Below are 13,121 nucleotides of genomic sequence, written 5' to 3' on the forward strand. Positions count from 1 at the left end.
TTAAAAAAGACATCACGAAACTAGACCAGCACCGCATGTAAAATACTGGAATTGATTGAAAGGTAGCGATGACAAGTTTTATGTCACACTTTCACACACCTTTCAGGCGTAAAGAGTTGGTGATTACGTAGTAGCGCATCCACCAATCGCACAAATTTTCTTGCGGTTAGAACGAGTGCACGTTTGTGTTGATGTTTTGGTACTTCATTATACTTTTTTGCGTAATATTCTTGGTATTCCAATACATGCTTTCTTACAGAGTTGGCGGCTTCAACTAAGTAATACCGCAAGTAATGATTCCCATTACGAGATAATGAAGTATTTTCAGCGGTGAACCGGCCAGACTGGTATGTACGCCAATATAACCCGGCATATTTTGCGATTTTGGTTTCATCGTCAAATCTTTCGATTTGGCCAATTTCAGCGATAATACCAGCGGCATATATAGGCCCGATTCCAGGAATGGATTCTAATGTTTGCGTTAATCCAGCCATGATCCGCTTAATAGATTTTTCTAGTTCTTTAATTTGTCTTTGATAGGTACGAATGATTTCGATTGATGTTCCTAAAAGAATATCGATTGAGTCTTCTACCACCTTATCTAAACGGTACGACGTGCGAACAGCCTTTTGAATGGTTGATGCGACACATTTCGGGTCACCAAATCGATTTTTACTCTTTTCCTGTAGGAACTCAGCGAGTTCCTCTAAAGGCATGTCAGCTAGCTCTTCTAGACTGAATTTTTCAAGGAACAATTCCATCATGGCGTTACCAAATATAGAAGAATCGACTTCTTGTGAGAACGTATTACATTTATAACTTAGGTGTTGTAGAAAATGTTGTTTCTCCTTTGTCAACATTCTAACGAGTTGATAACGAGCTCTTGTTAATTGCTGTAATGCCACGTATTGACTTTCTTTCACGATGGACATTTGATTTCGCCCAAATCGTAAATAATCAGCGATGACAAAGGCATCAATTTCGTCAGTCTTATTCATGTCTGAATAACTTTTCTTGAAGTTTGCGACTTGTTTTGGATTTAGAAGAAATACCTTTGTGCCAAATCTTTTTAAGTCTTCGTCATGATGGAGAAACATGGATGGGTGAAAACTGTAAACAGATGTAGATTCTAAGCCGATTTTTAAAGTTTCAACCTCTTGATTGGTTGTGCACTGTAATAATCGTTCTTTAAGTACCTGTGCACCTGGTAAGTCATTACTGACTGAAAAAGAATCTAGCTTTTCTCCTTCACCATTTAAAAAGCAAACTTTCATATCAAACGAACTTACATCTAGACCAACAAATAATCTCACGTAAGAGACCTCCTTTCGATTTAGAATCATTGCTTGGACGTCTCGAGATATCTCTAGTGTGTACGCCGACCAACAACCTCGTGTATAAGAGCTAGTCCTGAATCGAAAGCCGCCCTAGAGCTACTAACATCTAGGTTCGAGGATCAGGCTGCTCAGCCTGCGAGTAGGGAGCCCCGCGCGTTCACTGAGAAACACTCTTTTCGTGTGGTAAATCCACAGGGGAATACAGAATTGTCCCAAATGATCCTAAGACCATTATCTAGAAATATCTTGAGACGTCCAAGTATTTTCTTTATTACTGGACTCTTATTAGAGAGAAAAACTAAGCCTGAGATAGGGCTTAAATATTAATATACGAGGGGGATATTTAATACGAAATTTGCAATAGAGGGATAGAGAAAAGACATATTAGTTTGTTGGAACAAATGAAATGAAAACTTTTTTTGAATATAAGGCCTGACATTCGGCCGATTGTTGTCATAGTTATAAGACAAGTGTTACAATTATCATTAGGTATATACATTTTAGTTTTTTTAATTAGGAGAAAAATTGGCATAACATACATTTGATTTTTACAACGACTGATTGTAATAGAGAAAAAGAAAACAATCGGAAGTTTTATTTTAATAAAAGAGGAGCGTATTTCCTATGATCGGTATTTTAAAAAAGGTGTTTGATGTAAACCAACGCCAAATTAAACGTATGCAAAAGACAGTTGAGCAAATTGATGCATTAGAGTCATCTATTAAGCCACTAACTGATGAACAATTAAAAGGAAAGACGCTTGAATTTAAAGAACGTCTAACAAAAGGTGAAACAGTAGATGATCTACTACCGGAAGCTTTTGCAGTTGTTCGCGAGGCGGCAACTCGTGTTCTTGGAATGCGTCCATATGGCGTACAGTTAATGGGTGGTATTGCCTTACATGAAGGGAATATTTCTGAGATGAAAACGGGTGAAGGTAAAACGTTAACATCTACATTACCTGTATATTTAAATGCTTTAACAGGAAAAGGTGTTCACGTTGTTACAGTCAATGAATACTTAGCACAACGTGATGCGAACGAAATGGGACAACTTCATGAGTTCCTTGGCTTAACGGTAGGAATTAACTTAAATAGTATGTCACGCGAAGAGAAACAAGAGGCTTATGCTGCTGATATTACGTATAGCACAAATAATGAGCTTGGATTCGATTACTTACGTGACAACATGGTTTTATATAAAGAGCAGTGCGTTCAACGTCCACTTCATTTTGCTATTATCGATGAAGTCGATTCTATTTTAGTCGATGAAGCACGTACGCCGCTTATTATTTCGGGACAAGCTCAAAAATCAACAGAGCTATACATGTTTGCAAATGCATTCGTTCGTACGTTAGAAAATGAAAAAGAGTATTCATTTGATGTGAAAACGAAAAATGTAATGTTAACAGAAGATGGTATTACGAAAGCAGAGAAAGCCTTCCATATTGAAAACTTATTCGATTTAAAACATGTAGCACTTCTTCACCATATTAATCAGGGGCTTCGTGCACACGTTGTTATGCACCGTGATACAGATTATGTTGTACAAGAAGGCGAAATCGTAATTGTAGACCAATTCACTGGTCGTCTTATGAAAGGTCGTCGTTATAGCGAAGGATTACACCAAGCAATTGAAGCAAAAGAAGGTGTAGAAATTCAAAATGAAAGTATGACACTTGCGACAATTACATTCCAGAACTACTTCCGTATGTATGAAAAATTATCTGGTATGACTGGTACAGCGAAAACAGAGGAAGAGGAATTCCGTAACATTTACAATATGAACGTTATTGTAATTCCAACAAACAAACCGATTATTCGTGATGATCGTGCTGATTTAATCTTTAAATCAATGGAAGGTAAGTTCAATGCTGTTGTTGAGGATATTGTAAATCGTCATAAACAAGGGCAACCTGTTCTTGTAGGTACAGTTGCAATTGAAACTTCAGAGCTTATTTCAAAAATGTTAACGCGTAAAGGTGTACGTCATAACATTTTAAATGCGAAAAACCATGCACGTGAAGCAGATATTATTGCGGAAGCTGGTATGAAAGGTGCTGTAACGATTGCGACGAATATGGCTGGTCGTGGTACAGATATTAAGCTTGGAGATGATGTGAAAATCTTCGGTCTAGCAGTTATCGGTACAGAACGTCATGAAAGCCGTCGTATTGATAATCAGTTACGTGGTCGTGCTGGTCGTCAAGGGGATCCTGGTGTGACGCAGTTCTACTTATCGATGGAAGATGAATTAATGCGCCGATTTGGTTCAGATAATATGAAAGCAATGATGGATCGTCTTGGTATGGATGATTCTCAGCCAATTGAAAGTAAAATGGTTTCTCGTGCGGTAGAGTCTGCACAAAAACGTGTTGAAGGAAATAACTATGATGCACGTAAGCAGTTATTACAATACGATGATGTACTTCGTCAGCAACGTGAAGTTATTTATAAGCAACGTCAAGAAGTAATGGAATCGGAAAACTTACGTGGCATTATTGAAGGTATGATGAAATCTACAGTAGAACGTGCTGTTGCGCTTCATACACAAGAGGAAATTGAAGAGGATTGGAACATTAAAGGTCTTGTTGACTACTTAAATACAAACCTTCTTCAAGAAGGAGACATAAAAGAAGAAGAATTACGTCGCCTTGCTCCTGAGGAAATGAGCGAACCGATTATCGCGAAATTAATAGAGCGTTACAATGACAAAGAAAAGCTTATGCCAGAAGAGCAAATGCGTGAGTTTGAGAAAGTTGTTGTATTCCGCGTTGTAGATACAAAATGGACGGAGCATATTGATGCGATGGATCACCTTCGTGAAGGTATTCATTTACGTGCTTACGGTCAAATTGATCCACTTCGTGAGTACCAAATGGAAGGATTTGCGATGTTCGAGTCAATGGTTGCTTCTATTGAAGAGGAAATTTCTCGTTACATTATGAAAGCTGAAATTGAACAAAACTTAGAACGTCAAGAAGTTGTTCAAGGTGAAGCTGTTCATCCATCTAGCGACGGCGAAGAAGCGAAGAAAAAGCCAGTTGTAAAAGGTGACCAAGTGGGCCGCAACGATTTATGTAAATGTGGTAGCGGTAAAAAATATAAAAACTGCTGTGGTATTGTTCAGTAATATAGGGCGGTAGCTTTGGCTGTTTTGCAAACTTTTATATCAAAAATGTATAATTAAGAAGGGTTAAACTCTCTCCGTAATAAGTGGAGAGAGTTTCCCTTGTTTTCATACGAAAGTAACAGCAATTACATAGAGGTGAAGGAAATGGAATTAGTAGAAATTAGACAGGAATTAGAGAAAATGGCTAAGCGATTAGCGGCTTTTAGGGGGTCTCTTTGACCTTCCTACTAAGGAGAAACAAATTGCAGAATTAGAAGAAAAAATGATGAGCGCAGGATTTTGGGATGACCAACAAGGCGCGCAAGCTGTAATTAATGAAGCGAATGCGTTAAAAGATATGGTTGGAAGTTTCCGTCAATTAGATGAAACGTTCGAAAATTTAGAAGTAACGCATGAGCTTTTAAAAGAAGAATACGATGAAGATTTACATGAGGAATTAGAGTCAGAAGTAAAAGGCTTAATTCAAGAAATGAATGAGTATGAGCTTCAGTTACTATTAAGTGATCCTTATGATAAAAATAATGCAATTTTAGAATTACATCCAGGTGCAGGTGGAACTGAGTCACAAGACTGGGGTTCTATGTTATTACGTATGTATACACGTTGGGCTGAAAAACGTGGATTTAAAGTAGAAACGGTTGACTATTTACCAGGTGATGAAGCTGGTATTAAGAGTGTAACTTTATTAATTAAAGGTCATAACGCTTACGGTTACTTAAAAGCAGAGAAAGGTGTACATCGTCTTGTACGTATTTCACCATTTGATTCTTCAGGTCGTCGTCATACGTCGTTCGTATCTTGTGAAGTTGTACCAGAGTTCAATGATGAAGTTGAAATCGAAGTACGTACAGAAGATTTAAAAATTGATACGTACCGCGCAAGTGGAGCGGGTGGACAGCACGTTAATACGACAGATTCAGCAGTTCGTATTACACATACACCGACAAATACAGTTGTAACGTGTCAGTCGGAACGTTCTCAAATTAAAAACCGTGAGCATGCGATGAAGATGTTAAAAGCGAAATTATATCAAAAGAAACTAGAAGAGCAACAGGCACAATTAGATGAAATCCGCGGGGAACAAAAAGAAATCGGATGGGGTAGCCAAATCCGTTCTTACGTATTCCACCCGTATTCTCTTGTAAAAGACCACCGTACAAATACGGAGGTTGGTAACGTACAAGCAGTTATGGATGGAGAGATTGATCCATTTATTGATGCCTACTTACGTTCTCGCATCTAATAAGTGAAAAAAAGCCAACTAAATTGTTGGCCCACGCTGAGGATATAGAGGATATAAAGAATTTGATTTTATTTTTATAGATGAAGTAAAGAGGAAGAGAAGTTGGAAACGACAACTTCTCTTTTTGATGGGATTATATGTAGATTACAATGGTGTATATTGTTTTGTAAAAAGTAGAGAATAGTAAAATAGAGCGATAATAGGGTAAAGATTTATATAGAACATTTCTAATTTTCCTTTTAAAAAGGATTCTTTATAGAAGTTTTTTAAGCTGTTCACAGAATTGAAACAACTTATGAAAGCTTTATTTTATCAAGGTTCTCACTGTATTTTTGAGGAATATGAAATACACCTTAGTTTTTCTATATAAAGATAATGCTTATAATGAAAATGAGTGTGTTAGGAATAAAAAGAATATCAACAATGGGGAGCGATAGAAGTGAAAAAGAAATTGTTGGCTATTGCGCTAGGGACATCGGTTGTTTTTGCTTTAGGAGCATGCGGAAATAAAGAAGAGAGTAAGTCTTCGAAACAGTCTGCAAGCACAGACAGCGCAGAACAAATTTTCCAAAGAAGTTGTGCTGGATGTCACGCGACAGATTTATCAGGGGCAACTGGACCTGATTTAAGAAAAGTAGGCGGTAAGTACGACGCTGCAGATATCGAAGAGATTATTAAAAAAGGCCGCGGTTCAATGTCACCAGGACTTATTCAAGGTGAAGATGCGAAAAAAGTATCTGAATGGTTAGCTGAACATAAATAAAAAAGGTGAACTGGACGAGTTGATAATATAGGTCAACTCGTTTTCCTTTTCATTTATGTAACATAACTGTAACAAAAATGTATCCGAACTGGAAACCGTTTGATGTTACAATGGGGTTTGTAGAATTTTGCTGAAATATATTACATAGAGTGGTATTGCTTATGAGAAAGCATAAGTAAACTACCTTCAACAAGGATGACTAAGTGAAAATGAAGGATGTCTTTTATTTTCAGATGTACAGAAAAGTATTTCGAAAAAAATCATTAAGTATTGGGTGATAAATAATGATAAAAATGACGAATGTTTATAAGGAGTACCCGAATGGTATGAAAGCCATTGCTGGTCTTACAGTTAACATTAAACAAGGTGAGTTCGTATACGTAGTTGGACCGAGTGGAGCCGGAAAATCTACATTTATTAAAATGATGTATCGTGAAGAGAAGCCATCTACAGGATCAATTAATGTAAATGGACTTGTTATTGAAACATTGGCAGAAAGAGATGTTCCATATTTTCGTCGTCAATTAGGCGTAATTTTCCAAGATTTTAAATTACTACCTAAATTAACGGTATATGAGAATGTTTCGTTTGCTTTAGAAGTAATTGAAGAAGAACCAGATGCAATTCGTGAGCGTGTAACAGAGGTTTTAGGTCTTGTAGGTCTTGAAGATCGTGCAGATGCAATTCCAAGTGAACTTTCAGGTGGAGAGCAACAACGTGTGGCTATTGCAAGAGCGATTGTAAATCGACCAAAGGTTGTAATTGCCGATGAGCCAACAGGTAACTTAGATATTGAAACAGCTCTTGATATTATGAAGATTTTTACTCGCATTAATGAGCGTGGTACAACAATTGTTATGGCGACGCATAATGCAGATATCGTAAATACAATCCGTCATCGTGTAATCGCGATTGAAGGCGGAAAAATTGTTCGAGACGAGATTGAGGGAGGATACGGATATGAAGGCTAAGACCCTTAGTCGACATTTGCGAGAAGGTGTAAAGAATCTATCACGTAACGGATGGATGACATTTGCTTCTGTTAGTGCAGTAACAGTTACATTATTACTTGTAGGTGTCTTTTTAACAGCGATTATGAATATGAACCATTTTGCGACAAAAGTAGAGCAAGATGTAGAGATTCGTGTACACATTGATCCAGCTGCGAAAGAAGCTGATCAAAAGAAATTAGAAGAAGATATGAGTAAGATTGCAAAAGTAGATTCTATTAAATATTCTTCTAAAGAAGAAGAGTTAAAACGTTTAATTAAAAGCTTAGGTGATAGCGGAAAAACGTTTGAGTTATTTGAACAAGATAACCCACTTAAAAACGTATTCGTTGTAAAAGCAAAAGAACCAACAGATACAGCGACAATCGCGAAGAAGGTTGAAAAAATGCAGTTTGTCAGTAATGTTCAGTACGGAAAAGGGCAAGTTGAACGATTATTTGATACTGTAAAAACTGGTCGTAACATTGGGATTGCGTTAATTGCTGGTCTTTTATTCACAGCAATGTTCTTAATCTCTAACACAATTAAAATTACAATTTATGCTCGTAGTACAGAAATTGAAATTATGAAACTTGTTGGTGCAACAAACTGGTTCATTCGTTGGCCATTCTTGCTAGAGGGGTTATTCTTAGGAGTATTAGGATCAATTATTCCAATTGGCCTAATTCTAGTTACGTATAATTCGTTGCAAGGTGTGTTTAACGAAAAACTTGGCGGAACAATTTTCGAGCTTCTACCATACAGTCCTTTCGTATTCCAATTAGCTGGTTTACTAGTGTTAATCGGTGCGTTAATCGGTATGTGGGGAAGTGTAATGTCAATTCGTCGTTTCTTAAAAGTATAAAAAGTTGCAAACATAATTCGTACAAGCTTATCATATAGTAGAAATAGGTAAAGGCATCACACACTGTGTGATGCCTTTTGCTACACCACCTGTGTGTTTTGGAAAGGGGAATTCCGCATTGAAACGTAGAGTTGCAATTATTGGAATGGTTGTTGCATTTTTAATTGGTGCTGGCGGAATGTTTGCAGGCATGTCTGTATTTGGGGTTAACCCAGCAGAAGTAACGCAAACAATTTCGAGTGGGAATGCTAGCACTGCGCAAGGGAATTTGGCAAAAATTAATGAGGCGTATGCACTAATTGATTCACGTTATGTGGAAGACGTGAAAGATGAAAAGTTAGTTGAAGGTGCAATACAAGGCATGTTGTCTACGCTGAAGGACCCTTATTCCACGTATATGGATAAAGAAACAGCCAAACAGTTTAGTGAATCGCTTGATCCTGAATTAGAGGGGATTGGGGCTGAGGTGAACAAAACGGACGATAAGCTTATTATCGTATCGCCAATTAAAGGTTCACCAGCAGAAAAGATAGGAATTAAACCGAATGACCAAATTTTATCTGTAGATGGAAACAGTGTGAAAGACTTATCACGTGAAGAAGCAGTATTAAAGATCCGTGGTAAAAAAGGAACGACTGTCGCAATTGAAATTAAACGTGCGGGAGTAACTGATCCGATTGTATTTAAAATTAAGCGTGAAAAAATTCCGATCTTTACAGTGTTTAGTTCTGTGAAGCAAGAGAGCGGAAGAGATATCGGTTATATGCAAATCACTTCTTTTGCTGAAAATACAGCGAAGGAATTTAAGGATCAGTTAAAAGAGTTAGAGAAGAAAAATATAAAAGGCTTAGTTATTGACGTGCGTGGTAATCCTGGTGGCTATTTAAATAGTGTAGAAGATATACTGGGAGAAATTATGACGAATAAAAAGCCGATGCTACAAGTAGAGCAGCGAAATGGTGAGAAGAAGAAATTCTCTACGGAACTGAAAGAGAGAAAACCATATCCAATTTCAGTATTAATTGATAATGGAAGTGCTTCTGCTTCAGAGATTTTAGCTGGTGCACTGAAAGAAGGAGAAGGATACGATTTAATTGGTGAAAAGACATTTGGTAAAGGTACTGTCCAGCAAGCTGTTCCATTTAAAGACGGTAGCAACATTAAATTAACGATGTTTAAATGGTTAACACCGGATGGGAACTGGATTCATAAAAAAGGAATCGCGCCAACAGTAGAAGTGAAGCAACCAAATTATTATCATGCGACACCAATTCAAATTGAAAAAACACTTTCATACAATTCAAATGATGTACAAGTAAAACATGCTCAAGAAATGCTTAAGAGCTTAGGATATGTACCAGGTCGTGAAGATGGATACTTTAGTAAAGAGACAGAATCAGCGCTGAAAGCATTCCAAAATGCGAATGAAATGGAAGCGACAGGACAGCTTGATAAAAAGACAGCTGAAGCGATTCAAACTAAAATTATCGAAAAAATCCGTTCTGGAGAAAATGATCTACAATTACAGTCAGCATTAAAATTAATGGCAAAATAAGAAGAAATACAGGCAGTTTGCTGCCTGTATTTCTTTGTGTTAAACAAACGTTTGTTTAGTTATGATAATATAAAAAGAAAGAATGATATAAATGGTGGTGAATGAGTTCGTGGAGTCGTGGATTTTTGAAATAATGCGGGCAGTTGGACGTTTTTTCTTACACCCTGCTGTCTATATATTTGTAATAAGTAGTATCTTCGTTGGATACTTACGTATGTTAAGAGAACGAAAAGATTTTTCTTTTAAAGTTTATGATATTTGGTTTGAACTGCGAACCTCTCTATTTGCAGGGATTGGATACGGATTAGTAGTATCTATTATTACGATTGGGCTTGGACTTGTTGTTTCTAAAGCAAGCTTATGGGCCATTTTAATTTGGACATTACTATTTGGATTAACGGCTATGTATCGATATTTATCAGCGGCTTATACATTTAGCATTGCGATTGTATGTGTTCTATTATCTTCTAAGCTACCAGTTTCCTTCTTACAGCTTCGAGAAGGTGAAGAGAATACCATTGTATCCCTTGCTATTTTGCTAGGCGTTATGCTTATTGTAGAAGGCTTATTGATTTCTAAAAACGCAGTAGGATATTCTACACCGAAGATTAGGAAGGGGAAGCGTGGATTAAAGATTGGTTTACACGAATCAAAGCGTTTATGGATCGTTCCTATTTTTATTCTTGTACCGGGTGATGCGGTAACGCAGTTTATTTCATGGTGGCCTGTCGTTTCAATAGGTTCAAATACATATTCTCTATTTCTCGTTCCATTTTTAATTGGATTTATGAGAAAGATTAAAAGTTATGAGCCGACGGAAGCTTTATTATTTACAGGAAGACGTGTTTATGGGTTAGCAGGACTTGTGCTCGTTTTAGGAATCGCAAGTTACTGGTGGCATGTACTTGCAATTATCGCGATGGGAGTCGCAATGCTTGGGCGTTTCACAATTTCGATGCAAGAGAAAATTACTGATGAAACAAGACCAGCGTATTTTGCTGCACGCAATGATGGGCTCGTTGTACTAGATACAATCCCAAATACAATTGGAGCAGAGCTAAAATTACTACCTGGAGAAATTATTACGAAAGTAAATGGAGTCATTCCAAAAAGCGCCGAGGAATTTTATGATGCGCTTCAAACGAAGACGACAGGAGCATTTTGTAAATTAGAAGTATTAGATACAAATGGTGAGCTTCGTCTTGCACAAACTGCATTATATGCTGGTGGACATCACGAATTAGGTATTGTATTCGTTGAGCAGGAGCATGAGTGGGATTCGGAAGCGATGTAATAGAAGGAATGGTATCACCTTGTGGTGGTACCTTTTTTGTTTTGGGGGAGGGTAGTTAGTAAATGAAATTTATATCGGCGATTATTTGAATATATCGACTCTCTGGAAAAAATGACAAATACCAAAAATCTTATTTTTAGTTTCATAGACGGATAACTTGAATAATTATTTGATAATGGTTATCATTTAGAGAGTCTTTTTAATTTTGGAAAATGGAGGTAAGATATGCTGCGTAAATTTTTTTCTTACTATAAACCGTATAAAGGTTTATTTATACTCGACTTTTCTTGTGCGGTTGTCGCAGGATTACTAGAACTTGGCTTCCCGCTTATCGTAAATCAATTTATTGATAAGTTATTGCCAGGACAAAACTGGACGCTTATTTTATGGGCTTGTTTCGGTTTACTTGCAGTGTATATATTAAATGCAGGCTTACAATATGTTGTTACATATTGGGGACATATGCTCGGTGTTAACATTGAAACGGATATGAGGCAGAAATTATTTGATCATATTCAAAAGCTATCATTTAGATTTTTTGACAATAATAAAACAGGTCATTTAATTTCACGTCTTACAAACGACTTAATGGAAATTGGGGAAATTGCTCACCATGGACCAGAAGATTTATTTATCGCTATTATGACTTTAGTTGGGGCATTTTCATTTATGATGATGATCAACTGGAAGTTAGCGCTATTAACGTTCTTCGTCATTCCATTCTTATTATGGTTAGCACTTTACTTCAACAAAAAAATGACAGGTACATTTAGACGTTTATTCTCAGACGTTGCTGACTTCAATGCATGTATTGAGAATAATGTTGGTGGTATTCGCGTAGTACAAGCATTCGGAAATGAAAAGTTTGAGAAAGAGCAATTTGCTGTTAACAACGCTCGTTTCCGCACAACGAAATTAATGGCGTATAAAATTATGGCATTAAATTCATCGATTAGTTATATGCTCATGCGTCTCGTAACACTCTTCGTCTTAATATGCGGTACATGGTTTGTTCTGCAAGGTGAATTAACGTACGGTGGATTTATTGGATTCGTTCTATTAACGAATATTTTCTTCCGCCCAATTGAAAAAATTAATGCGGTAATCGAAAGCTATCCGAAAGGGATCGCTGGTTTTAAGAGATATGTAGAGCTTCTTGAAACAGAGCCAGATATTGTAGACTCTAAAGGTGCGATGGAAGTTAAACATGTACATGGTGATATTCAATATAACAACATTACGTTCGGATATGAAAATAAAGAACCGATTTTAAATGACATTAGTTTGAACATACATGCAGGTGAAACGGTTGCGTTCGTTGGACCATCAGGAGCTGGAAAAACAACGTTATGTAGTTTACTCCCACGTTTTTATGAACAATCGTCTGGTTCAATCCGAATTGATGGTATTGATACGAAAGATATGACATTATCTTCACTTCGTAAACAAATTGGAATTGTGCAGCAAGATGTGTTCTTATTCTCAGGAACGATTCGTGAAAATATTGCTTACGGAAATTTAAAGGCGTCAGAAGCTGAAATTTGGCAGGCGGTAAAACGTGCGCAGTTAGAAGACTTAATTTACTCACAACCAGACGGTTTAGATACCGTTATCGGTGAGCGTGGTGTGAAACTTTCTGGTGGACAGAAACAGCGTCTAGCGATTGCTCGTATGTTCTTGAAAAACCCACCAATTTTAATATTAGATGAAGCGACTTCTGCATTAGATACAGAGACGGAACTAGCGATTCAAAAATCGCTTGCAGAACTATCTGTCGGCCGTACAACATTAGTTATCGCTCACAGGCTTGCAACGATTAAAAATGCAGATCGTATCGTCGTTGTAAATAAAGATGGTATTGCAGAACAAGGTTCGCATGAGGAACTAATTGAGCAAGGCGGAGGATACAGCCGATTATACGAAGCTCAGTTCAGTTCATAAAT

General features: G+C 37.1%; 9 protein-coding genes. 8 read left to right on the forward strand and 1 reads right to left on the reverse strand.

What is annotated here, in order from left to right:
- Window positions 1-83: 83 nt before the first annotated feature.
- Window positions 84-1,313 (reverse strand): IS110 family transposase, encoded by a 1,230-nt coding sequence (locus MHI28_RS19815; protein WP_100909797.1) that lies wholly within the window; start codon window positions 1,311-1,313, stop codon window positions 84-86.
- A gap of 648 nt (window positions 1,314-1,961) precedes the next feature.
- Between MHI28_RS19815 and secA the strand changes: the two genes are divergently transcribed.
- The 8 genes from secA to MHI28_RS19855 all read left to right on the forward strand — a co-directional run bounded on the left by secA (window position 1,962) and on the right by MHI28_RS19855 (window position 13,119).
- A complete protein-coding gene (gene secA, locus MHI28_RS19820) occupies window positions 1,962-4,469 on the forward strand; it encodes a preprotein translocase subunit SecA (protein WP_000579373.1) in 2,508 nt (835 codons plus the stop codon).
- Between the two features lie 144 nt (window positions 4,470-4,613).
- Window positions 4,614-5,712 (forward strand): peptide chain release factor 2 gene (gene prfB / locus MHI28_RS19825; protein WP_097807990.1). Its coding sequence is split into 2 segments (ribosomal slippage): window positions 4,614-4,685 and window positions 4,687-5,712, totalling 1,098 coding nucleotides; the frame shifts between segments, so codons are not numbered across the junction.
- A 439-nt stretch (window positions 5,713-6,151) separates the two neighbouring features.
- Window positions 6,152-6,475 (forward strand): cytochrome c551, encoded by a 324-nt coding sequence (cccB, locus tag MHI28_RS19830; protein ID WP_000727971.1) that lies wholly within the window; start codon window positions 6,152-6,154, stop codon window positions 6,473-6,475.
- A gap of 284 nt (window positions 6,476-6,759) precedes the next feature.
- Window positions 6,760-7,446 carry a cell division ATP-binding protein FtsE gene (gene ftsE, locus MHI28_RS19835; RefSeq protein WP_000594331.1) on the forward strand — a complete coding sequence of 229 codons (687 nt, stop codon included), beginning with the start codon at window positions 6,760-6,762 and terminating at the stop codon, window positions 7,444-7,446.
- Window positions 7,436-8,329 (forward strand): permease-like cell division protein FtsX, encoded by an 894-nt coding sequence (gene ftsX, locus MHI28_RS19840; RefSeq protein WP_000645028.1) that lies wholly within the window; start codon window positions 7,436-7,438, stop codon window positions 8,327-8,329. The genes ftsE and ftsX overlap by 11 nt, the downstream gene beginning before the upstream one ends.
- A gap of 118 nt (window positions 8,330-8,447) precedes the next feature.
- On the forward strand, window positions 8,448-9,884 hold the full coding sequence (locus tag MHI28_RS19845) for a S41 family peptidase (protein WP_000830306.1): 1,437 nt from the start codon (window positions 8,448-8,450) through the stop codon (window positions 9,882-9,884).
- Window positions 9,885-9,975: 91 nt separating this feature from the next.
- Window positions 9,976-11,178 (forward strand): PDZ domain-containing protein, encoded by a 1,203-nt coding sequence (locus MHI28_RS19850; RefSeq protein WP_000261257.1) that lies wholly within the window; start codon window positions 9,976-9,978, stop codon window positions 11,176-11,178.
- 225 nt (window positions 11,179-11,403) lie between these two features.
- Window positions 11,404-13,119 carry an ABC transporter ATP-binding protein gene (locus tag MHI28_RS19855; protein ID WP_000944607.1) on the forward strand — a complete coding sequence of 572 codons (1,716 nt, stop codon included), beginning with the start codon at window positions 11,404-11,406 and terminating at the stop codon, window positions 13,117-13,119.
- Window positions 13,120-13,121: the final 2 nt, after the last annotated feature.

It is taken from the genome of Bacillus sp. FSL K6-0268 (assembly GCF_038005425.1).
Classification (GTDB): Bacteria; Bacillota; Bacilli; order Bacillales; family Bacillaceae_G; genus Bacillus_A; species Bacillus_A thuringiensis_S.

Bases quoted from the DNA above. Each gene is read 5' to 3' on its own strand.
- secA (WP_000579373.1), top strand. From the start codon at position 1,962: ATGATCGGTATTTTAAAAAAGGTGTTTGATGTAAACCAACGCCAAATT.
- ftsE (WP_000594331.1), top strand. From the start codon at position 6,760: ATGATAAAAATGACGAATGTTTATAAGGAGTACCCGAATGGTATGAAA.
- ftsX (WP_000645028.1), top strand. From the start codon at position 7,436: ATGAAGGCTAAGACCCTTAGTCGACATTTGCGAGAAGGTGTAAAGAAT.
- MHI28_RS19850 (WP_000261257.1), top strand. From the start codon at position 9,976: ATGGTGGTGAATGAGTTCGTGGAGTCGTGGATTTTTGAAATAATGCGG.
- MHI28_RS19855 (WP_000944607.1), top strand. From the start codon at position 11,404: ATGCTGCGTAAATTTTTTTCTTACTATAAACCGTATAAAGGTTTATTT.